Raw genomic sequence first — 22,724 nt, forward strand, 5'->3', positions numbered from 1 at the left:
TAAAATGAAATTAGGTAATTTTATAACAGCAAGATTAAAAAGTAGTAGACTAAAACGAAAAATCCTATTGCCATTAAATGGTAACACCGTTTTAGACCACGTAATTAATCGTTGCAAAGAAACTAATGCAATTGATGATGTCGTTTTGTGCACTTCCACAAACCCACAAGATGCAGAACTATTTGATTACGCTTTAAAACACCAAATTAAGTTTTATGCGGGATCTGAAGACGATGTATTAAAACGCTTACTAGATGCTGCCAAATATTACAATTTTGATGCATTTGTAAGTATTACTGCAGACAATCCATTACACTCTATTTTCGTGTCTAATCAAATAGTGGATTGGGTAAAAAAAGAAGATTTAGATTTTGTGTTTACTACAGGTTTACCAATTGGTTTAACACCTTATTTTATTAATACAAAAGCTTTAGAAATTGCTGTTGCAATGAAAGAGCAAGCAGATACAGAAATCTGGGGACCTTTTGTAAATAGACCAGACTTTTTTAAGATTGGATACCTTCATATAGAAACAGATTTATTTTCTGAAGACGTGAGATTAACTTGTGATTATGTAGAAGATTATAATGTAATAACAGAGATTTATAGTAAGTTTCCTCAACATCATAATCCAAGTATTTTTGAAGTATCAAAGTTAATAAAAGAAGGGCAAATTAGCCTCTCTAATACCAATGTAATACAAGCAGCTGTACCTTTAGAAACCATTGAAAAGATAAAGAAAACTTTTGATACACATATGGATCATGGAAAAGTTGTCGCACAAAAAATTGGGTACCATTTTGCACCAAGTGAACATAAATTAACTATAAAAATATAATTTACATGATATTTGATTCTTTAGATAATGCCGCATTTTATCACCAATTAAGTCCACATATAAAAAAAGGACTGGAATTTTTAGTTAACACCAAAAATTTACAAGATTTACCAGTGGGTAGAGTAGAAATAGATGGCGATAATGTATTTGCCTTAGTTCAAGAATATGACACCAAAGCATTTAATGTGGATATGTGGGAAGCGCATAAAAAATACTTCGACATTCAATTCATAGTTTCTGGTAGCGAAGCGATAAAAGTTTCTAGAATAGAGGATATGACACCAAACACAAAGTATCATGCCGATGGCGATTACTGGCTTTTTAGTGGAGAAGGTAATGCCTTAAAAATTATAGAAAATCAATTTGCAATTTTATCTCCAGAAGATATTCATCAACCAGCAATAACATTAGGCGATACGACTCAAAAAATAAAAAAAATTGTTGTTAAGGCTTTGATATAATTAAATATGTCTCAAAATAAAAAAAAGTTAGCAAAGAACTCTTTAATCTATGCTTTGTTTACGCTTTTACAAAGAGGCTTTGCATTTTTTTTAATTCCGCTCTATACCACGCAGTTATCCACTGAAGAATATGGTTTATTAGGAATTGTTATGGCTGCAATTCCTTTTTTTGTTTTAATAGCAGGTTTATCTTTAAGAGGTTCTACAGCCTATTTTTATTATGAGTTTAAAGACAATAACCCCGATTATTTAAAAAAACTTTGGGGTTCTAGTTTTACATTAATTTTAATATTAAGTCTTTGTTTTGCTGTTTTTTTATGGCTTTCCAAAAGCTTTATTTTAGACTACTTTTTTAAAGACATACCTTTTTATCCTTACTTATTTTTAGCACTTATAAGTGTTGCAACACAACCGGTATATTATTATTACCAGTCGATGTTAAAAGCAAAACAAGAAGCAAATAGAGCTGCCCTACTAGACTTTGTTTACTTCTTTATAATAATTTCCTTAACTATTTTATTGATTCTTTACTTTAATTTTAAAGCTGAAGGAGCATTACTTGCCTTGGCAATATCGAATGTGATTTTCTTTTTTTATAGTATTTATGGAGCTTTGAAAGAAATTAATCTTTGCCTGCATAAAGAACAATTAAAAAGAGTGTTAAAATATGCTTTACCTATTTTACCACACAATTTATCTGCTTGGGCTATGAACCTTGCCGATAGAATAATATTAAACAGTCTAACCACATTGAGTTTAGTTGGTTTGTTTGATATTGGCTCGCAAATAGGAAAACTAATTAATGTGGTTACTTTAGGAGTGAATTCAGCATATAGTCCTTGGTTTTTTGAACAATTAAAAGCATCCAAAGAAAATAAAGAGTTGATAGCCAATGTGACCGATAAAATTGTGCTACTTTATATTTTGTTCGGTACTGCAATAAGTTGGATGGCGCCAGAACTATTAAAGCTTATTGCAAATCAAGAGTTTCATACCGCTTGGATTGTGGTACCTTTTATAGCTTTTGCTTTTGTTGTAAATGGATTTTATTACTCTTTTAGTAATGTGTTTTTTCTTGAAAAAACAAAGTACTTACCAATTATTACAGGAGTTGGTGCTATTATTAATATCGCGCTTAACTTTATTTTAATTCCGCTTTATGGTATTATGGGAGCAGCAATAGCAAATATTTTGGCTAAAAGTATTTTTGCTATAATCGCGTATACTATCAGTCAAAAATTATATTATATCCCATACCGTATTCAAAGAATAATTTTATTTATTGTTTTAGGGTTTTTAGTATCCTGCTTGCCCTATCTTTTTCAAGAACATCTAGATGATCTAAATATTTGGCTTGTTATTTCACTAAAAGCAGTAGCGCTTGGGGTTTTATTAATACCTTTATTATGGGTAAATAAAAATATAATAATATCGTATATTCGCGCTAAGGTTTTAAGCAAGAATGAAGAATAAAAACGAACTACATTTAATTGAAAATAAATATGCTGTAGACAAGCTGAAAATTAATAATTTTTCTGCTTGGCCTCTAGTTAGACATCGAGTTTTTTTTGAAATATTTAGTAGGAAAATTAATTTTAATGAAAAATTAAGGACTCGAAGTAAGCTTCAACTTATTAAAAACTTTTTTTATGGCGCAAAGCATTTATTTCAATTAAAAAAGTATGATTTTCTTTTTTTTAATAATGCAGATAAAAGAACCCTTACAAAAAACAAGAAACAGTACGATATTTTTTTCGATTCTTGGGGAGATAAGGTTGGTCAAGAAAACGCTTTATTTATTGAATGGGCAATAAACAAACATTATTCAAAAGAAGAAACCTATTCTAAAAATGTAATTTCCGATTTAATACTAAAATTAGGTAGTTACTTATGTGCCCTTTTTGTTACATTAGACTATAAAGATGCCGATGTATTAGATAATATAAAGCAGGAATATAACCTCCAATTTAACACCAATAATTTATTAAAAAATAAGTTAGGAGAAATTAAGTTTTATGAGCTTTTTTTCAAATATATAAAACCGAAAGCTGTATTTTTAATCAGCTCTTTTACTAAAGAAAGTGTGGTGATTGCAGCGCATTTAAATGGAATTAAAGTATATGAAGCGCAACATGGTTATATAGGAGATAATCACCAGTTCTATAATTCCGTATATAAATTTGACGCGCTTTATTATCCAGATTATTTATTAAGTTTTGGAGAACAAGAAAAAAACAACTTACCTCAAGATTTTATTTTTAAAAAACAACAACTGTTACCAATTGGGAGCTTGTTTTTAGAAGAAACACAAATTAACTATACAAATAGTTATTTAGACTCTTTAAAAAATAATTATAAATACATTTTTTGTGTTACCCTACAAAACATTAAAGAAGAAGTACTTTTAAATTGGGTAACCGAACAAGCCAAAACAAACAAAAACTGGTTATTTATTCTTAAGCCAAGACATATAAAGATGGATTATAAAAAGTATACTAAATTAGATAACTGTATCCTTTTACCAGAAAACAATGTATATCAGGTGTTGAAATATTCTAATTTTAATATTACAATTTACTCTACTACCGCAATAGAAGCATCTGCTTTTAATGCGAAAACACTATTTTATAATATTGATAAATTGTCAGAAAAATATTTTGATGTTTCAAACATGTATGCTTCGATGATTAATGAAGGTGAAAACATTGAAAAAGAACATTTAATTGAAGAGGAAATAATTTCTAAAAATTATTTTTCAAGAAATTATTATACTAATGTAGCAAATACCAATCTAACCTTTTGAAAAAGCTTGTAATAATATTATTAATACTACAGCCATTAATAAACAAAATAACACTTAAATCTGGTGTATCATTTGATGTTTATAATGAACTACTAAGCATGCTTGTCTTTTTCATGTATTTATATCAGTTATTAAAACGTGGTAAAATAACTAGTATATCCTTAGTGTTTTTCACACTATTACTATACATGGTTCTTACTACATTTATAAAGAGCACTTACCCTCTGGGCTTTTTTCAAATAGTAATATATAGCCAATGGTTTTTTTATTTTCTTTACTACCACTCACTTACAATAGAAGAAAAGCATCAAACACTTTATAGTTTAAAAAAAATATTAGATAAAACCTTATTATTAGTGCTAATTATAGCCGTTTTTGAAATACCATTCCATAAACAATTTAAAGACTTTTTAGGGATTATTAGTCACGATAGAGGTATTGGTGGTTTTTATTTAGTTTCCTTTTTTGGTTCAGGACCAAGTTTAGCTAACTTCATGAGTCTCTATATTGTCTTTTGGTATTTTTATCATTATGGTTTTCAAGAACTAATTACTAAAAGAGATAAAAGAAAATTAATATTAGCATTTGTCTTTTTAATTCTATCTTTTTCTCGAAAAGAAGTGTTATTTGTTTTTCTTTTCATGTTGTTTTTTCCTTTTCCCTATCGATCTCAACTTAGAAAATGGATGAAAAAAACAATTGTTTTTGTTGGTATTTTTGCAGGATTATTTATTTATTATATAGTATTTTTTTCTAAAGCAAATCAAGTTGCTTTTGGAGATAAGTATATTAGGTGGCGTATTGCTGAGAAATCACATGAAATTTTAATGGATAACCTACCTTGGGGAAGTGGTATAGGTACTTTTGGGTCAAGAGTATCATTAATGGCAACAGATGTTTACGAGAAATATAATGTTGGTCCAGAAATGCTAGGCTATGAAGTGCTTAATCAAACAAGAGGTCCTATTTACGATGCTTTTATGTTTACGTTTACTACAGAGCTAGGAATAGGGATACTTATTTTTATGTTTTTCTTTTTTAAACTCTTTGAAGCACGTGTTTGGGATAGAAATAAATATAAAGGGTATTGTAAAAACTTTCTAATAGTATATTTCTTAGGACTTAGTTTTTTTCAACCTGTATTAATTAGTTCCTTTGGTTATTTGTGTGCCATATTTTTCGCGTTAACTATTAATAAAATATCTTTACTTAAATTTAGAACCAAGTATGCAAAAACTTAAACTAATAATATATTATTCATTTATACAATACTTACCACATTCTAGGTTAATTGGAATAAGTAATGTTGTTCGAATGTGGTATATGGCAAAGGTTTTAAAAGTGATGCCTTTCGATAAAAATTCTAAATTCGAATTTGGAGTTTATCTTTCTAACGCAAAAAATTTAAAAATAGGTAAACATGTTCGTATTAACGAAAATGTGTTTTTGCAAGGAAGTATTCAAATTGGAGATTATGCTATGTTAGCTCCTAATGTTTCTATTTATAGTAAAACACATAACTATCATGATATTAATATACCAATGGTAAAGTCTGGAGAATCTGAAACCAAAACAGTAACTATTGAAGATGACGTTTGGATTGGTATTAATGCTGTTATATTACCAGGGATTACCATAGGAAAAGGATCTATAATTGGTGCCAATTCTGTGGTTACTAAAAATGTAGCGCCATACTCTATTATGGGCGGGATTCCTGCGCGATTACTTAGAGAAAGAAAATAACATATGAAAAAACAAAGTGTGTTTTTTAGTAAAAAAAAGCAATTACTGCTACAAGGCGGTTTCGTCTTATTACTTCTTAACCTTTTATACTTCGCTTTCTTTTTTCAAAGAGAACATAAACCATTTTCAATTCAAACTAATTTAACTGTTTCTAGTCCTACAACAGTATGGTATGTTTATAAAAACAAGTATTCTGAAGAACGTTTTTTTTCTGATAGAATACAGTTACAGCCAAATACAGAGCATGACTTTGATTTTGATATTCCTACAAAGGATCAAATTGATTATATAGGTTTGTTTTGGGTAGCCAAAGAAAAGTCTTCTATTAAAATAGCTTCGTATGATTATACGATTAGCGGAAAAACGTACAGTAGTAAGAATAATAGAAGCATTATTCACTATACTAGCAATGGTAGTTTGATTACTACTAAAAAACAAGGCGTGAGTGTGCAGTCTACAACTAGCAAGCGTAACTGGATAATGTTAAATGACACCACCATTTTAAATGACAAACGAGATTATAAAAAGCATAGCCTAATTCCGTTAGTAGCTAACGGAATATTAGCAAGCCTTTTATTTGTTCTTTTTCTCGCTTTCAAAAATAAAATTCCCCCATTATATCCTGTAAAAAACATAAAAATAAACATAAAAAATATAAAGCTTTTTTTGTTAATCGTATGGGCATTTATATTACCCTTCTGGGTTATTATTTCGCATACATTACTAGTTACATTAGCTCTTATTACCTTGTTTGAAAGTTATAGAGAAAATCAATTTCCAAAACTTATTAAATATTTAAAAGGAAATGTTTTTTTAATAGCACTTTTTGTTTGGATTGTTATTTCGTCTATAATGTCTAGTACGAGCGCACAAGTAATGGATAGTCTCTTAGATTATTCGTACCTGTTACTAATGCCTTTGGTTTTTTTTAATATCAAAAAAAATCAAATGGAAAAAATTGCTCTTTCTTTTCAAAAAGGACTGTTAATATACTTTTGCTTACTATTAGTATATGCAATTAGTAATTTTTTAACTCAGAACACGGACTATGGTTTTATTCCGTTTTTAGAATTAAAATTAGAACAGTTTTGGCATACTAGTTATTTTAGCTTTCTTATTTTAATTGTATTTATTTTTAAAATTAAAACACCTTTAAAAAATAATGGGTTTTTAATTGTGTTTTACTTTTCGGCGCTAGTATTTATGTATTTAATGCACGCAAGACTACCGTTAATAGTAGGCTTGTTACTTTTGGTTTTTAGAATGTATGCCTACGCTAATACGGCCAAATTACGTGCTTTATATTTGCTGGTTGTTGGTTGTTTTTCAATAGGTTTGGTTGTTTTTTTTCTTACTAAAGCACCCATACAAAATAATAGTGATATTGGAGATGTTAATAGCTTGGATGCAAGACTATCAATTTGGGAGGCCAGTTTTAAAGAAATAAAAAACAATTTTGTTTTTGGAGTAGGTAGTAATAATACAAGAGACGCAATCTCTAATTCAATACAAGATAATGTAAACACAAAATTTAGAAGCTATAATAGTCATAATCAATTTATAGAACTTTTTTTAGCGCATGGTTTCCCTGCTTTTTTATTGTTTATATTCGCTTTATATAAACTGTTTATGGCCAAAAACATGTACGCAAAATGTTTTGTTTTTGTTTGTGTCGTTCTATTTTTAGTTGAGTCTTATATGCAACGACAAGCTGGTCTTGTTCTATTTGCTTTTTGGTATTGCTATTTTTTTAACCTTGCACGAAATGATGAAAAAGCTTACACAAGCTAAAAATATTAATTGGATTATAGTGCTTTTGGTAACTTTCTTTGTTTCTGAAGCAATTTATAAATACTTAATAGACCTCCATTTAAAGGAGTATAGAATTGCTGGTGTAATTAAATTTATAGCACAAATAGGCATGGGTTTTATTATTCTAAAGGAATATAAAAAGAACACCAAAAACATAGGGCTTTTAGTAATTCTAGCGATACTCTTCTTGCTAGGTCAAATTGCTATACAAGAGGATAATATATTTGTAAATATTGAGTACTTTAATAATTCTGTTTTTTTGGCTATTGTCTTGCTATTTGCAAATACCTTAACCCTTTCTGAAGAACAAAAAAAACAGATATTTAAATGGTTTGAAATTGTAATAATCGTAAACTCTATTGCGGTTATTGTTGGTTTTGTTTTTTCTATTACGTTTTTTGAAACCTATCAAGCAGATCGGTTTGGTTACAGCGGCTTTTTAATAAAATCAAGTTACGCTAGTTATTTTTATTTAATAGGCGTATTTTATTATACACATCAAGCTTTTATTTTAAATAAAAGCAAAAAACTTTTGTTTTTGTTAGTTGCTTTTTCTGCGATCATTGTTGGTACAAAAGCAGCTGTTTTATCTTTGTTATTATGTGTGTTGTTTATTGTTTTTAAAAGAAAACTACTCTTAAATAAGGTGTTTGTTTTAATCATTTTCGCTGCGTTAGTATTGGCTGTTATTTTTAATAAAAAAATCTTGTTTTTTTTTACACCTTATATCGATGTGTTTTTGCCAATAATTGAGCAATATGGGATTTTAACTGCGCTTTTTTCTTATCGAGATCTAATTTTAGAAGAGCATTTAATTCCTTTTATTCAATCCGATTGGACCCTTATTAACTATCTTTTTGGTGGTATCGGTAGCATTTTAATAAAAAGTGGTTTAGACTTTATTGATGTTTTCTACTTTTTTGGAATAATTGGTGGTGCTTTATATGTATACATACTATATCGCGTTTTGTATATTTATAATGTTTCAAAAGATTACATTTGTTTTATTTTATTTATTTGTATTGTTATGTCGTTAGCGGGCAATTTTTTTTATAACAGTTCGGTCGCTATTTTAATGTGCATAATGAAACTATATTTCCAATCCACAAAAGAGCATGAAAGTTAACATTTTAAACACACAAATAGATAATTACACAATGCAAGAAACTCTTGCAAAGATTGAGAAATCAATTCATGAGAATAAGAGTATTCATCATGTAGTTGTTAATGCTGGAAAAATAGTATCCATGCAAGACGATTTAGAATTGCGTAAAAGTGTAAATGAGAGTGATTTAATAAATGCAGATGGACAAGCAGTTGTTTGGGCTTCCAAAATACTAGGAAAACCTTTAAAAGAGCGTGTAGCAGGAATAGATTTAATGTCGAATCTTGTTGGATTAGCACATAAAAAAGGCCATAAAATTTTCTTCTTTGGTGCTAAAGAAGATATCGTTAAGAAAGTAGTGGACACTTATGCTAAACAATATTCTCCAAACATTATTGCAGGGTATAGAAATGGCTACTTTAAAAAAGAAGAAGAACAAAAAATAGCAACCCAAATAGCTAATAGTGGCGCTAATATTCTATTTGTAGCGATTAGTTCGCCAACTAAAGAGAATTTTTTATTTCAAAATAAAGAGATCTTAAGTAAAGTAAACTTTATTATGGGAGTTGGAGGTAGTTTTGATGTGGTTTCTGGCTTAGTTAAACGAGCGCCAATTTGGATGCAAAATGCTGGTTTAGAGTGGTTTTATAGGTTTGCGCAAGAGCCAAAACGTATGTGGAAGAGGTACTTAATTGGAAACTCTAAATTTATTTTGTTGGTGTTAAAAGAAAGATTTAAAAGTAAAAAATAAGCTCTAAAAAGACAATCTAAAAATAACCACAATAAATTCTAATAACTTTCTTACTTTTGTTTACATAAAAGCAATTTATGAAAATATCAGTTATAGGTACAGGTTATGTTGGTTTAGTAACAGGAACGTGTTTAGCAGAAACAGGAAACGAAGTTCTTTGTATAGACATAAATGAAGAAAAAGTAAAACTAATGCAAAACGGTGAGGTGCCAATCTACGAACCACACTTAGATGTTTTATTTGAAAGAAATATAAAAGCAAACAGACTTCGCTTTTCAACCTCTTTAAAAGAAGGTTTAGAGCATGGCGAAATTATTTTTCTTGCCTTACCAACGCCAGAAGATGAAGATGGTTCAGCAGACTTATCCTACGTCTTAGGAGCAGCAAAAGATATTGGTAAATTAATTACAGACTATAAAGTAATTGTAGATAAAAGTACAGTGCCTGTTGGTACTGCAGATAGAGTAAAAGAAACAATAGCAAAAGAAACATCTGTTGATTTTGATGTGGTTTCTAATCCAGAATTTTTAAGAGAAGGGTTTGCTGTAGACGACTTTTTAAAACCAGAAAGAATTGTAGTAGGTTCAAGTTCAGACAGGGCAACAGCTTTAATGCAAAAGCTATACAAACCATTTGTAAGGTCTGGAAATCCAATTATTATAATGGACGAAAAGTCGGCTGAGCTCACCAAATATGCAGCCAATTCTTTTTTAGCAACCAAAATTACCTTTATGAATGAAATTGCTAACTTTTGCGAAAAAGTTGGTGCAGATGTTGATAAGGTAAGAGCCGGAATGGGAACCGATTCTCGTATTGGTAAACGTTTCCTTTTTCCAGGAATAGGGTATGGAGGTTCTTGCTTTCCTAAAGACGTAAAAGCTTTACATAAATCAGGTAAAGATAACGGTTATGACTTCGATATATTGAATGCCGTTATTAAAGTAAATGATATTCAGAAAAAAATATTAATACCTAGAATTCTTTCCCATTTTGATAACGATTTAAAAGGAAAGAAAATAGGAATTTGGGGATTAGCATTTAAACCCGAAACAGATGATATTCGTGAAGCACCTTCCTTATACATGATTGAAGAATTACTAAAGCACGATGTCGTGTTAAATGTTTTTGATCCTGAAGCTATGCCAAACGTTAAAAGAAAGTTTGGTGATCAATTACATTATGCTTCTAATATGTATGAAACAATAAAAGATGTAGATGCTTTGATAATTTGTACAGAATGGAGTATATTTAGAACACCAGATTTTAATAAACTTAAACAAAACATGATAGAACCTGTTATTTTTGATGGTAGAAACCTATATGATGTAGATGATATTAAAGCAGAAGGGTTTAAATATAGTTCAATAGGTAGAAAATCATAACAACTAACCATCATGAAAAAAGTACTTATAACAGGAGCAGCAGGTTTTTTAGGTTCGCATTTATGTGACAGATTTATAGCTGAAGGTTTTTATGTTATAGGTATGGATAACTTTATAACTGGAGATAAAAAAAATATTTCACATTTAGAGAACAATGCTAATTTCGAGTTTATTAAACATGATGTAACAGAGTTTATTAGCATTGAAGGAGATTTAGATTATGTATTGCATTTTGCATCACCTGCAAGTCCTATAGACTATTTAAAAATACCTATTCAGACCTTAAAAGTAGGCTCGTTAGGTACACACAACTTATTAGGTTTAGCCAAAGCTAAAAATGCAAGGTTGCTAATTGCATCGACTTCCGAAGTATATGGAGATCCTTTAGTTCATCCTCAAACAGAGAGTTATTACGGTAATGTAAATACCATTGGACCTAGAGGTGTTTATGACGAAGCAAAACGTTTTCAAGAATCTATAACGATGGCATATCATAGATTTCATGGTGTAGAGACGCGCATTGTTCGTATTTTTAATACCTATGGGCCAAGAATGAGGTTAAATGACGGTAGAGTTATTCCTGCATTTATGGGGCAAGCACTAAGAGGAGAAGATTTAACTGTTTTTGGCGATGGTATGCAAACACGGTCTTTTTGTTATGTAGACGACCAAGTAGAAGGCATTTTTAGATTAATGTTTAGTGATTATGCAAACCCGGTAAATATTGGCAACCCGAACGAAATTACAATTAAAGACTTTGCTGAAGAAATTATTAAACTAACCAATACCTCTCAAAAAATAATTTATAAAGAATTACCAGTAGACGATCCACTACAAAGGCAACCAGATATAACTTTAGCAAAAAAATTATTAGGTTGGCAACCCAAAGTTGAACGCGAAGAAGGTATGCTTAAAACATTTAATTATTTTAAATCTTTATCCGACGAAGATTTATATAAAAGTGAGCATAAAGATTTTTCTAAACACATAAAAAAATAAATTGAGCACATTTAAGCAAGGAAGATATTCAGTCTATTTAAGACCAATTTCATATTTAATAGATTTAACTATAATAAATAGTTTGGCAATACTTTATTTTTTTAAAAGTGTTGATCCAGCAATCTTTGTTTTAACTATATCTATTTCATGGATTATTATTTCTACACTTTCTAAGTTTTATGGTGTTTTTAGATATACTCGTGAAGTAGCAATTATGACACTTGTTTTTAGGCAAATGGCTCTTTTTACACTTGTTATTTTTGCGTTTTCTGGCTTTTATTACGAATTAGATATTCTTCCAAAAACAATTTTTAAATACATTGTTAGTGTTTTTGCTCTTGTAACGCTATTTAAATTTACCTTATATTATTTATTACAAAGGTATCGAGTTTCTTTTGGTGGAAATTATAGAGTTACTGCTATTTTAGGTAAAAACAAACAAACGCTTGCTCTAGAAAAATTTTTTAACGATAAACCAGAATACGGTTATTCGCATACCAAAACCTTTAGTTTTAAAAATATTACTGAAGTAGATTTACAAGCATGTTTTGCCTTTTTAAAAGAGGAAAACGTAGATGAAATTTACTGTTCTTTATCGCAACTTACCAACAGCCAATTAAGTAAGGTTATAGACTTTGCAGATAATAACCTTAAGATATTAAAGTTTTTACCAGATAATAAAGATATATACTCTAAAAAATTAAAGTACGAATATTATAATTACACCCCTATTTTATCGTTTCGTAATATACCTTTAGAAGATTCTGTAAACCAGTTTCTTAAAAGAATATTCGATATTGTATTTTCATCTGCAGTTATTATTCTTTTACTATCCTGGTTAACTCCAATTATTGCAATACTAATATTATTAGAATCTAGAGGGCCAATTTTCTTTAAACAGTCTCGAAACGGTTTTAATTATAAAGAATTTGATTGTTATAAGTTTAGATCTATGACGCCAAATAAAAATGCAAACTTACACCAAGCAACAAGAGGGGACCAACGTGTTACTAAAATAGGTAAGTTTATTCGTAAAACTAGTATCGATGAGTTACCTCAGTTTTTTAATGTATTGTTTGGAGACATGTCGGTTGTAGGACCAAGACCACATATGGTAAGTCACACCAATATGTATGCAAAACGAATAGATAAATTTATGGTAAGACACTTTGTCAAACCTGGAATTACAGGATTAGCACAAGTAAGTGGTTTTAGAGGCGAAATAGAAACCGATAAAGATATAATTAATCGAGTAAAACTAGATATCTTTTATATTGAGAACTGGTCTCTATTATTAGATCTTAAGATTGTTACCCAAACATTCATGAATGTTGTTAACGGAGAAGATAAAGCATACTAGAGTGCGCTAGAAAGCTTTATAAGTTGTGCTTCTAAATTAAAAGCTATTGTTGCGGTTTCTTTTATTTTCTGTTTTGTAGCAAAGGTAATTTCCGAAACATCTATAGATGCAATTACAGTATTTAAATCTTCATAGTTTGAAGCAGTAGCAATCCAACCAAGTTTGTTGTTTTTTACAATAGTTTCTCCTTCGCCACCCCCAAAATACAAAATTGGTAATCCAAGTTTTGCATATTCATATATTTTTGAAGGTACCGAACCATATATTCTATTTAACAAAGGAATAATAGCTACATCATATCCTAAAAGGACTTTGTGTAATACTTTGCGCGTTACTCTTCCATGAAAATATATAGGAAGTTCAGGGTGCTCTACTAAAAAGCCTTCTATACGCTTCTGTTCGGCTCCTGAGCCATAAATATGTAATTCAATATTGTTATACTCTAACGCTGTACAAAGTTTATAAACACCTTGAGCAACTCCTAAAAGTCCAGCGTAAACTAGTTTTATTTTTTCTTCGGAAGGCTCTCTAGCTTCTATTTCTGGAGCTTCAAAATCTGGATAATTTCTATATAAAAACACTTCTTTTTTAGGGAAAATAGAATGAATATGTGTTCGTATCTCTTCACTTTGCCCTAAAATTAAATCTGCTTTGTTATAATTAAATCGTTCAATTTTTTCCAGCATTTTATAACTAAAATTCTTTTTTAAAGCACCAAGCTCTAATCCTGCAATTGGCCATAAATCACTTACATTTAAGATGAGTTTTCTTTTTTTAGAACGCAAAAAAAACATTGCAGTAAATGCAACTAGCAAAGGAGGAGACTGTACAATTACCGTTTTGGGTACCTTGTTAAAAATAAAAAACCAAACTAAACTAAAGCTATAGGAAAGCATTGCTATTAAACGCAAAAATTTGTTTTTAGAAACTGTTGCATAAATCCATAATCGATGTATTATTATGTTTTTTTCAATACTAGTATGCTTAAACTTCTTTTGGTAATCTTCAAATATTTTCCCGGTTGGATAATTAGGTAGAGGTGTAATAACGGATACTTTAAAATTACGTTGCTGCAAACCTTCCGCTAAATGAAAAATTCGATTTGAAGCTGCTCCAATTTCTGGAGGAAAGTAACTAGTTATAATTAAAATATCTTTCATTTCAATTTATATATTTCAAAAAAAACAATTAGAAAATTAAAAGGAAAGCTAGCTAAAAAGTTTAGATCAAGTTGGGTTTTACAATGCATACCCCTTCGTTTTGTTAGCCTTTTAATATTAATTAGTTTCATTTAAGTTAGTAAAGATATAAACTGTTTCAACTTTCCGCTTTTGGATCGTTCTATTTTCGTTTGCTTTTCAAAGATAATAGTCAAGCCTTTTTCTAAATAATTTTCAATTTCAATTTTTATATTCTCTTTTTTTTCTTCCGAAATAACTTCCGAGCTAACGTAAATAATTTTAAATTCATTTAGTTTAAGTTGCTCAATAATAAACTCTTTAATCTTTCCATTATCTTCAATTATACTTTTAGTAATGTAGTAAAAAGTTAACCCAGCAGCTTTTTTACCGCTTGGTAAAATAACGATATCATTAGTTCTGCCAATAAGTTTTTTAAGTATAGGTTTTTGTAAAGTACTGTTTTTACTTAGTATTCCAACATCACCAATATCATATCGTATAAAGGGATGTGCTTTATTGTAAAGCGATGTAATTACAATTCTACCTTCCTTTTCAAATGGTAAAATATTATCTTTTGCATCTAGAATTTCAACAAAAAGCGTTTCGCTATTTAATTGCCAAATATCTTCAGGGTTTTGAAAAGCAATTAAGTCAAGTTCGGATGCTCCATATTCATTAATTACCGGAATGTTAAATTGTTTTTCAAGTAGCTTTTTATCGTCTTCAAAAAGCATTTCCGAAGTTATAACACATGCTTTTAATGTAGGACAAACATTCTTTAAAACAACATTTTTTCTTTCCAAAAACTTTGCAAATTGCACAATAGCGCTTGTATAACCATTGATATAATCAAATTCTGTTCGCTTAAATTTCACCAAACATTTTGCAAAAGCAGCATCACTTAAATCGAAAACCGAAAACCGATAACGACTACTTAAAAAGTCTTTTAATCGCTCTTTATAATAGTTTTTTTTGTCTAATGGAATACCATAAAATCGTGCCTGTTTTGAAGAATTAAAATCTAAACTAAACCAACCAAATCTATTTTGTATTATAGCCCAAGTTAAAGCATGACAAAATTTGTCTTTAGCGAAAACAAAAGGGTCTCCAGAGGAGCCTGAAGTTTTGTTTACATATACATTTTTTGTAGTAAACCCTTCCGAAAGTCTTTGGTCGAGAGGTTTTTGTAAATCGCTTTTAGTTAGTACTGGAATACTTTTCCAGTCTGTAATAGTAGCATTTTTAGCTATTTGCTGATAAAACGAATTGTTTTGAAGGTGATAATTAAAAATATCCTTTTTTTTCTGAAGGATATAATCTTCAAAATCTGCTTCATTTTTTCCTTGAATCATTTCCAAAGTACGCTTAGCTTTCTTAATAGGAAAGCCATTTAGTTTTAAAGAAAGATTAAACAAATTCAAACAATAAGATATTTTTGTAAAGTAAATAAAAAATATTCGTGTTTTCGGCGCATTAGTTTTATTTTTGAGCAAACAAAATACAACATGACTATTTTAATTCTTGGTTCTGGTGGAAGAGAACATACTTTTGCTTGGAAAATCGCTCAAAGCCCTTTGTGTAAAAATATTTACGTTGCTCCAGGTAACTCTGGAACAGCAGCAATTGCTACAAATGTAGATCTAAGTGTAACCGATTTTCAATCTATTAAAACCTTGGTTTTAGAAAAAGAGATTGATATGGTTGTAGTTGGCCCAGAAGACCCACTAGTTTTAGGAGTTCATGATTTCTTTTTACAAGATGAAGCATTAAAACACGTTGCGGTTATTGGCCCAGAAAAAGCAGCAGCAGAATTAGAAGGTAGTAAAGAATTTGCTAAAGAGTTTTTATACAGACACAATATCCCAACTGCAGCGTATCAAAGTTTTAATGCAAATAACGTAGAAGAAGGTTATGCGTTTTTAGAAACTTTAAAGGCACCTTATGTTTTAAAAGCGGATGGGTTGGCAGCAGGTAAAGGGGTGTTAATTTTAAATGATTTAGACCAAGCGAAAGCAGAATTAAAAAGTATGCTATTAGATGCTAAGTTTGGTGAAGCAAGTAACAAAGTTGTTATTGAAGAGTTCTTAGACGGCATAGAATTAAGCTGTTTTGTTTTAAGCGATGGGAAAAATTACAAAATTTTACCAACAGCAAAAGATTACAAACGAATTGGTGAAGGAGATACTGGGTTAAATACAGGAGGAATGGGAGCAATTTCTCCAGTACCTTTTGCTACAAAAGAGTTTTTAAATAAAATTGAAGAGCGCATTGTAAAACCAACGATATCTGGTTTACAAAAGGACAATTTACCATATAAAGGTTTCATTTTCATTGGTTTAATAAAAGTTGGGGACGACCCTAAGGTTATCGAATATAATGTAAGAATGGGAGATCCAGAGACCGAAGTGGTTTTGCCAAGACTTAAAAATGATTTAGTGGAAATCTTTCAAGCAATAGCAAACCAAACTTTAGATGCCATAGAAATTGAGATAGACCAACGTGCAGCAACAACGGTGATGTTAGTTTCTGGAGGTTATCCAGAAGGATATCAAAAAGGAAAAGAAATTACAGGTGTAGAAAATATTAAAGAGTCTATAGCTTTTCATGCAGGATCAAAACTTAAAGACGGTAAAATAGTTACTTCTGGTGGACGCGTAATGGCAATTACAAGTTATGGAAATACCTACCAAGAAGCCATAAAAAAATCTTATCAAAGCATAGAAAAACTACATTTTGATAAGATGAATTATCGTAAAGATATTGGTTTTGACCTGTAATTCTTATAAATAAGAATGAGAGGTAACACTTTTATCTTCTTCATTGTTTTTATCAAATGTTCTTAATTGAAGCATCCAGTAAACCATTGCTACAAATCCAATAAGAATAAAAATCCAAGAAATAATGTTTGCTGCAAACCAGTTTTCAAGTTCTAATTTTTTAATTGCATCTAATGGTGCAAATAAAACATTAACAAATAAGTCTTGTATAGCGTAAAAGAAATCTTTCATAATAGTAATAATAGTATATTTACAAAGCAAAAATACAAAAAGAGTTAATGATTACAAGTATTTTTAGTAAATCTAAGCCAATAAATTTTTTAATAGTTTTTGTAATTACTGCTTTAGCATTTTTAAGTGTTAAATTAAAGTATGTACAAGAAGCTGTTACCACAGTGTTTATTATACAACAAGTGGGCGTTTTTATGGTTCTTTATTTTTCTGTTTTATTATTAAACTTTATTGTAACAAAAAATGAATTAACACTTAAAAGTAATTTAGAAATAATATTATTTAGTCTTTTTGTACTACTCTTGCCAGAATCTTTAATAAGTTCTAAAGTTATTTTGGCTAATTTTTTTGTTCTTTTTGCTTTAAGACGTTTAATTAGCCTGCGAACCAAAAAAAATATTAAAAGTAAACTGTTTGATGCTGCTTTTTGTATTACTCTAGCTTCTTTCTTTTATTTTTGGTCGATTTTATTTCTTGTTTTAATCCCTTTCGTTTTATTGTTTCATTCTAGTAACAACATAAAGCATTGGTTGGTCCCTTTTTTAGGTATTGCCATCGTTTTATTATTAGCTGTAAGTGCTTCTATATTATTTAATAATACATTTTTAGGTTTCTTTACTAGTAATATTAAAATAAGTTTAAATTTTAATAGCTACAATTCACTTCAGTTTTTAGTAGCTTTAACTTTACTATTTTCCTTTGGTTTTTGGTCTGTTTTCTACTATTTAAAGAATTTAAGAAAGAAAGTGAGAACGATACGACCAGCATTTAAAACAATTTTTACAGCGCTATTACTTGCCTTTATATTATTTGTTATTGCTCCAAGTAAAAACGGAAGTGAACTTTTATTTTTATTTACACCTTTAACCATAATAATTACTAATTATATTGAAATTATTAAAGAAAAATGGTTTAAGGAGGTCTTTTTTAGTATATTATTAGTTGTACCATTTATATTATTAATGCTGCACTTTTTTGCCAAAAGCTAAATCTCCAGCATCCCCTAATCCAGGAACTATATAACCTTTATCACTTAACTCTGGATCAATTGTTGCGATCCATAAACTCGTTTCTTCACTAAAATTTTTGTTTATAAAATCTACACCTTCTTGCGCACCAATTACACTTACTAAGTGTACGTTTTTTGGTTTTCCAAATGGTTTTAAAGCTTCAAAAGTAGCAAGCATCGATTGTCCAGTTGCTAACATCGGGTCTGCTAGAATAAGTGTTTTGTTTTCTAAACTTGGACAAGCTAAATACTCCACAATAATTTCAAAACTATCTGGATCATCTTTATGATGTCTATATGCTGAAATAAAAGCGTTTTCAGCTGCATCAAAATAATTTAATAAACCATTATGTAATGGTACTCCAGCCCTTAAAATAGAACACAATACAATATCATTATTCATTACGTTTATTTTGCAATTCCCTAAAGGGGTTTCTATTGTTGATGCGTTATATTGTAGAGACTTACTCATTTCATAACCCAATATTTCACCAATACGCTCGATGTTTCTTCTAAAACGCATACTGTCTTTCTGAATTTTCACATCTCTTATTTCAGAAACAAATGAATTTAAAATAGAATTTTCTTTTGCTAGATTGTATATTTTCATGGCATAAAAATAAGCATAAAAAAAATATAAAATTTAAGGATTTTATCGACTTTTTATGAGTTTAGTCTAAAAAATATGCAATTTTTTAAATTATCTTAAAATAGTGGTAATTTGTAGTATATTTATGCTCCCCATTACAAAAATCTATCCGAAATTTCTTACCTGTTTTATGTTATAGTTTGCTATAATTTAAACATAAAACTAATTAACATGAAATTAAAAATTACAATTCTAGCCTTTCTGGCTTTTACTTTTGGTTTTCATAAAATGGAAGCTAATGCACCTTTAAGTATTGAAGGTGAAGCAGCAAGTGTTATGATGACCACAAATGACAATTCATTGATTGTGTCTGCTGGATGTCATATTTATACAGTAAATATGGAAAGCTATCAAGCAACTTTGCTAACTTCTTCCCCTTATGTATCTGAGATTAACTCCTTAGCTGTTGATGCAAGCACAGGGTGGATTTTTTACGTAAGCAACCAAGCTTCCAGATACAATTGGACCGTTTATGGTTACAATGTATATACAAATACACACAAATCTTTTGGGGATATTCGATCGTATTTTACAGCAACAGGACACGCATATTCATCTAGAGGTTTAGGTTCTGGTGGTGCAACTTTTTATAATGGCAAACTTTATTTTGCTATGGAGTATCCAACAAATTGTTATAACTACAGAACTTCAAGTGGTGTAGTAAATGTAAAAGACGAACTAAAAAGAGAACTAGAAGGCGTTAAGATAAATAAAGGTTCGCTTATAAATACTTCTGCCGAAACAAACACTGGTAGATCAACTACTGGAGATATTTTACCTAGTTATAATAGTAATGAAACGATAAGAAATGATAAAAAAGAAGATAATTCTAACATACGGGATTATGAGTCTGAATCTAGTTTGTTAGGTAACACAAATTCTTTAAGTGGTTCTAGTGAAAGTAGTAATGAGAGATATGGTTATAGCTCTTATAATAATAGAATTTATTTATTAGAAGTGTGTTTTAATAATCTTTCAGATTTTAGTGGAGATTCATCTTCCATATCAAATGCAAGCCCTAAATATGATAATAATGGCCATTCTAGCTTTCTATACAAAGGGGAACTTGGTGATATTGCAGCAAGTGACGAAGGAGAAATTTATGCAGTAACAACATATCAAATACAACATTTCGATTTTGACACAAATACTTTTTGCTGGGCAAATAACGAAGATGTGTATGCACAAATAGCAAAAGATAAAAACAGTAATTTACATTTGCTTAAAAATATCAAGACTTGTTCTCATAGTGGGTCTTGTTATACTAGTTGTACTAGAAAAAGTTATGTACAAAGCTATACACAGCCAAATCAATTACAAACCTATAATAATATTCAATTAGGTAGTTTGATTGAAATTCAAGGTTTATCTTCAGAAGACAGAGGTAAAATTACTGACGCAGCAGATTATTTAAATTTAGTTGTTGATGTGGAAGTTTCTTATAATTTAGAAGGAACTGTTTTTGATGATGATAACCAAAACGGAAGCCAAGAAACAGAAGAAGCTAATTTAGAGGACATAAGAGTAACATTATATGCAGACAGCAATAATGATGGTATTTTAGATGATAATGATGTGCAATTAGATATTACATCTACAGACGAAAACGGTTATTACAACTTTACAGATATTAGTGAAGAAGATATATTGGTGGTTGTAACAGTACCAGAAGATACAGAAGAAATTACTTATACTTCAACTACAGATGACGTGATTGTAATTACTTCTACCGAAGATGTTACTGGAGTTGATTTTGGTATTGATGAAACCTTCATTATTAGCTATTACATTGAAGGAGTTGTGTTTGATGATGATAACAGTAGCGCTACTTACGACGATGGTGAAGCATATTTAAATAACATCCCTGTTGTTTTATATGCAGACACTAACAATAATGGAGTGCTAGATGCGGATGATCTAAAATTAGAAATAACTACTTCCGATGAAAATGGATACTATAGTTTTACTAACGTAAGCCATGAAAATGTGTTTGTAGTTGTAGTTACACCTGAAGATTCAAACGATAACTTATACACATTAACAACAGAAGAAATAGTTACTATTAGCTCTACCGAAGATGTTACAGGAGTTGATTTTGGGATTAACGAAGAAATAGTAGAGAGATTTAATATTTCTGGAGTTGTTTGGGATGATAACAATAGGGATGGTGTAAAAGACCCATCAGAAACACCTTTACCAAATATTATTGTTAACTTATTTAATGATGTAAATGGTAATGGAATTTTAGATTCTGGAGATGAATATCTAGAAACTAAGTTTACATCATTTGCAAACCCTAATTATTCCTTTAACGATGTTACTCCTGGTAATAAAATTGTATATGCAATAACACCGCAAAACAATCCTCCATTTCTATGGTTCTTTACTACTTTTGATTTAGATAATGGAACGCAAAATCCAGACGGTATTTATGCGTTTGATTTGCAGGAAACTACCGAAAATGTTGATTTTGGAATAGACAGATTATCGGGTAACTCTAAAGTTGCTGCCGAGGAAGAAGATCAAACAAAAGAAAAATCTGAAGATCCTTTAAATAATAATGAAGCAGTTGTTCAAAATCCAGAAGTAAGAGCGTTTGCTCAAGTTGAACAAGATTTAGATGCAGAATCATTAGAATTATTTAATGGTATAAAATTATATCCAAATCCTTCAACGAAATTCATTATTGTAAAATCGGATTTACTAGATGAGAATACAGTCGTTAATATTTACAGTATAACAGGTAAGTTAATTATGACAAAAGATTATAGTGAAGAGTCTAGTTTAAGTGAAGTAAAGTTTAATTTAGACAAGCTAAGTGCTGGTTTATATCTAGCAAAAATTTCAACTGGTAATAATAAAACAATAGTTAAAAGATTTGTTAAACAATAATTAAGCTTATTTATTTGGAAACCAAAAAGCCGCTTTAAGCGGCTTTTTTGGTTCCATTAATGTATATTTGTAGTCTAATAATTAAAATATGTTTTCAGAAAAAGCGAATAAAATATTTCAAGACGTAATTAATACATATCACGTTTTAAATACTGTAGATCAACCTTTCAATAATATTTATAATAAAGAAAAGAACTTATTAGAACATTTATTATACAGAAAATGTTGGATAGATACTGTACAATGGCATTATGAAGACATTATTAGAGATCCACAAATAGATCCTGTAGCTGCATTAAAATTAAAACGCCAAATAGACGCTTCTAATCAAGATAGAACAGATATGGTAGAATATATTGATAGCTATTTTTTAGAAAAACATAAAGAAGTCTCAGTAAAGAAGAATGCTACCATTAATACAGAGAGTCCAGCTTGGGGAATTGATCGTTTATCTATTTTAGCTTTAAAAGTTTATCACATGAACGAAGAAGCTACTCGAACAAATGCTACAGATGTACATAAAGCTGCCTGCCAAAAGAAACTAGACATCTTATTAGAACAACGTGTAGACTTATCAACAGCAATTGATACCTTGTTAAATGATATTGCAAATGGCGATAAATACATGAAAGTATACAAACAAATGAAAATGTATAACGATGATGAGCTAAACCCAGTTTTACGAAACCAAAAGTAACTCGTGTTTTTCCGTTTAAGAAACCACTTTCTTA

General features: G+C 29.7%; 20 protein-coding genes. 16 read left to right on the forward strand and 4 right to left on the reverse strand.

What is annotated here, in order from left to right; translation table 11 throughout:
* The first annotated feature begins 4 nt into the window (after positions 1-4).
* The 12 genes from Q4512_RS03110 (at position 5) to Q4512_RS03165 (ending at position 13,254) form a co-directional block, all read left to right on the forward strand.
* Complete coding sequence (locus Q4512_RS03110; RefSeq protein ID WP_303421501.1) at positions 5-838, forward strand: cytidylyltransferase domain-containing protein; 834 nt, start codon at positions 5-7, stop codon at positions 836-838.
* A 5-nt stretch (positions 839-843) separates the two neighbouring features.
* Positions 844-1,299, forward strand: coding sequence for a YhcH/YjgK/YiaL family protein (locus Q4512_RS03115; RefSeq protein ID WP_303421503.1), 456 nt, complete (start codon positions 844-846; stop codon positions 1,297-1,299).
* A gap of 6 nt (positions 1,300-1,305) precedes the next feature.
* Positions 1,306-2,772: a lipopolysaccharide biosynthesis protein gene (locus tag Q4512_RS03120; RefSeq protein WP_303421504.1), complete on the forward strand. Its 1,467-nt coding sequence runs from the start codon at positions 1,306-1,308 to the stop codon at positions 2,770-2,772.
* The gene (locus Q4512_RS03125; RefSeq protein WP_303421505.1) at positions 2,762-4,102 is read left to right on the forward strand and encodes a hypothetical protein; all 1,341 of its coding nucleotides are present in this window, start codon (positions 2,762-2,764) and stop codon (positions 4,100-4,102) included. The genes Q4512_RS03120 and Q4512_RS03125 overlap by 11 nt, the downstream gene beginning before the upstream one ends.
* A complete protein-coding gene (locus Q4512_RS03130; RefSeq protein ID WP_303421506.1) occupies positions 4,099-5,343 on the forward strand; it encodes a hypothetical protein in 1,245 nt (414 codons plus the stop codon). Before Q4512_RS03125 ends, Q4512_RS03130 begins: the two co-directional genes overlap by 4 nt.
* Entirely contained in the window at positions 5,330-5,845 is a 516-nt protein-coding gene (locus tag Q4512_RS03135) for a DapH/DapD/GlmU-related protein (protein ID WP_303421509.1), read from the forward strand. The genes Q4512_RS03130 and Q4512_RS03135 overlap by 14 nt, the downstream gene beginning before the upstream one ends.
* 3 nt (positions 5,846-5,848) lie before the next feature.
* Positions 5,849-7,636: an O-antigen ligase gene (locus Q4512_RS03140; RefSeq protein ID WP_303421511.1), complete on the forward strand. Its 1,788-nt coding sequence runs from the start codon at positions 5,849-5,851 to the stop codon at positions 7,634-7,636.
* On the forward strand, positions 7,611-8,783 hold the full coding sequence (locus Q4512_RS03145) for a hypothetical protein (protein ID WP_303421513.1): 1,173 nt from the start codon (positions 7,611-7,613) through the stop codon (positions 8,781-8,783). The genes Q4512_RS03140 and Q4512_RS03145 overlap by 26 nt, the downstream gene beginning before the upstream one ends.
* Positions 8,773-9,513: a WecB/TagA/CpsF family glycosyltransferase gene (locus Q4512_RS03150; protein ID WP_303421515.1), complete on the forward strand. Its 741-nt coding sequence runs from the start codon at positions 8,773-8,775 to the stop codon at positions 9,511-9,513. The genes Q4512_RS03145 and Q4512_RS03150 overlap by 11 nt, the downstream gene beginning before the upstream one ends.
* Positions 9,514-9,590: 77 nt before the next feature.
* Positions 9,591-10,895: a UDP-glucose/GDP-mannose dehydrogenase family protein gene (locus Q4512_RS03155; RefSeq protein WP_303421517.1), complete on the forward strand. Its 1,305-nt coding sequence runs from the start codon at positions 9,591-9,593 to the stop codon at positions 10,893-10,895.
* Positions 10,896-10,907: 12 nt separating this feature from the next.
* Positions 10,908-11,894, forward strand: a complete 987-nt coding sequence (locus Q4512_RS03160) for a UDP-glucuronic acid decarboxylase family protein (RefSeq protein WP_303421519.1) — start codon at positions 10,908-10,910, stop codon at positions 11,892-11,894.
* A gap of 1 nt (position 11,895) precedes the next feature.
* The gene (locus Q4512_RS03165) at positions 11,896-13,254 is read left to right on the forward strand and encodes an exopolysaccharide biosynthesis polyprenyl glycosylphosphotransferase (protein WP_303421521.1); all 1,359 of its coding nucleotides are present in this window, start codon (positions 11,896-11,898) and stop codon (positions 13,252-13,254) included.
* Here the strand turns inward: Q4512_RS03165 and Q4512_RS03170 are convergent.
* Complete coding sequence (locus tag Q4512_RS03170; protein WP_303421523.1) at positions 13,251-14,414, reverse strand: glycosyltransferase family 4 protein; 1,164 nt, start codon at positions 14,412-14,414, stop codon at positions 13,251-13,253. The two genes, Q4512_RS03165 and Q4512_RS03170, sit on opposite strands and share 4 nt — an antisense overlap.
* Before the next feature lie 131 nt (positions 14,415-14,545).
* A complete protein-coding gene (locus Q4512_RS03175; protein WP_303421525.1) occupies positions 14,546-15,856 on the reverse strand; it encodes a phenylacetate--CoA ligase family protein in 1,311 nt (436 codons plus the stop codon).
* A gap of 84 nt (positions 15,857-15,940) precedes the next feature.
* On the opposite strand from Q4512_RS03175, the gene purD reads away from it, so the two are divergent.
* On the forward strand, positions 15,941-17,212 hold the full coding sequence (gene purD / locus Q4512_RS03180) for a phosphoribosylamine--glycine ligase (protein ID WP_303421527.1): 1,272 nt from the start codon (positions 15,941-15,943) through the stop codon (positions 17,210-17,212).
* A gap of 3 nt (positions 17,213-17,215) precedes the next feature.
* Here purD and Q4512_RS03185 read toward each other — a convergent pair whose 3' ends face one another.
* Complete coding sequence (locus tag Q4512_RS03185; RefSeq protein ID WP_303421529.1) at positions 17,216-17,443, reverse strand: DUF6341 family protein; 228 nt, start codon at positions 17,441-17,443, stop codon at positions 17,216-17,218.
* Positions 17,444-17,490: 47 nt separating this feature from the next.
* Between Q4512_RS03185 and Q4512_RS03190 the strand changes: the two genes are divergently transcribed.
* The gene (locus Q4512_RS03190; protein WP_303421531.1) at positions 17,491-18,432 is read left to right on the forward strand and encodes a DUF6427 family protein; all 942 of its coding nucleotides are present in this window, start codon (positions 17,491-17,493) and stop codon (positions 18,430-18,432) included.
* On the opposite strand, the gene upp is transcribed toward Q4512_RS03190, so the two are convergent.
* A complete protein-coding gene (upp, locus tag Q4512_RS03195; protein WP_303421533.1) occupies positions 18,403-19,062 on the reverse strand; it encodes a uracil phosphoribosyltransferase in 660 nt (219 codons plus the stop codon). The two genes, Q4512_RS03190 and upp, sit on opposite strands and share 30 nt — an antisense overlap.
* Before the next feature lie 210 nt (positions 19,063-19,272).
* Between upp and Q4512_RS03200 the strand changes: the two genes are divergently transcribed.
* Together Q4512_RS03200 and Q4512_RS03205 are read left to right on the forward strand one after the other, a co-directional pair.
* Positions 19,273-21,993, forward strand: coding sequence for an SdrD B-like domain-containing protein (locus Q4512_RS03200; protein ID WP_303421534.1), 2,721 nt, complete (start codon positions 19,273-19,275; stop codon positions 21,991-21,993).
* Between the two features lie 88 nt (positions 21,994-22,081).
* Positions 22,082-22,690: a DUF4254 domain-containing protein gene (locus Q4512_RS03205; RefSeq protein ID WP_303421536.1), complete on the forward strand. Its 609-nt coding sequence runs from the start codon at positions 22,082-22,084 to the stop codon at positions 22,688-22,690.
* Positions 22,691-22,724: the final 34 nt, after the last annotated feature.

Origin of the sequence: Oceanihabitans sp. 2_MG-2023, assembly GCF_030547245.1 — a bacterium.
GTDB lineage: Bacteria > Bacteroidota > Bacteroidia > Flavobacteriales > Flavobacteriaceae > Oceanihabitans.

Excerpts from the sequence above, each read along its gene's own strand:
- Q4512_RS03125 (WP_303421505.1), top strand. The coding sequence starts at position 2,762 with ATGAAGAATAAAAACGAACTACATTTAATTGAAAATAAATATGCTGTA.
- Q4512_RS03155 (WP_303421517.1), top strand. The coding sequence starts at position 9,591 with ATGAAAATATCAGTTATAGGTACAGGTTATGTTGGTTTAGTAACAGGA.
- purD (WP_303421527.1), top strand. The coding sequence starts at position 15,941 with ATGACTATTTTAATTCTTGGTTCTGGTGGAAGAGAACATACTTTTGCT.
- Q4512_RS03110 (WP_303421501.1), top strand. The coding sequence starts at position 5 with ATGAAATTAGGTAATTTTATAACAGCAAGATTAAAAAGTAGTAGACTA.
- Q4512_RS03140 (WP_303421511.1), top strand. The coding sequence starts at position 5,849 with ATGAAAAAACAAAGTGTGTTTTTTAGTAAAAAAAAGCAATTACTGCTA.
- Q4512_RS03190 (WP_303421531.1), top strand. The coding sequence starts at position 17,491 with ATGATTACAAGTATTTTTAGTAAATCTAAGCCAATAAATTTTTTAATA.
- Q4512_RS03150 (WP_303421515.1), top strand. The coding sequence starts at position 8,773 with ATGAAAGTTAACATTTTAAACACACAAATAGATAATTACACAATGCAA.
- Q4512_RS03145 (WP_303421513.1), top strand. The coding sequence starts at position 7,611 with ATGATGAAAAAGCTTACACAAGCTAAAAATATTAATTGGATTATAGTG.
- upp (WP_303421533.1), bottom strand. The coding sequence starts at position 19,062 with ATGAAAATATACAATCTAGCAAAAGAAAATTCTATTTTAAATTCATTT.
- Q4512_RS03160 (WP_303421519.1), top strand. The coding sequence starts at position 10,908 with ATGAAAAAAGTACTTATAACAGGAGCAGCAGGTTTTTTAGGTTCGCAT.
- Q4512_RS03200 (WP_303421534.1), top strand. The coding sequence starts at position 19,273 with ATGAAATTAAAAATTACAATTCTAGCCTTTCTGGCTTTTACTTTTGGT.
- Q4512_RS03205 (WP_303421536.1), top strand. The coding sequence starts at position 22,082 with ATGTTTTCAGAAAAAGCGAATAAAATATTTCAAGACGTAATTAATACA.
- Q4512_RS03185 (WP_303421529.1), bottom strand. The coding sequence starts at position 17,443 with ATGAAAGATTTCTTTTACGCTATACAAGACTTATTTGTTAATGTTTTA.
- Q4512_RS03135 (WP_303421509.1), top strand. The coding sequence starts at position 5,330 with ATGCAAAAACTTAAACTAATAATATATTATTCATTTATACAATACTTA.
- Q4512_RS03170 (WP_303421523.1), bottom strand. The coding sequence starts at position 14,414 with ATGAAAGATATTTTAATTATAACTAGTTACTTTCCTCCAGAAATTGGA.
- Q4512_RS03115 (WP_303421503.1), top strand. The coding sequence starts at position 844 with ATGATATTTGATTCTTTAGATAATGCCGCATTTTATCACCAATTAAGT.
- Q4512_RS03120 (WP_303421504.1), top strand. The coding sequence starts at position 1,306 with ATGTCTCAAAATAAAAAAAAGTTAGCAAAGAACTCTTTAATCTATGCT.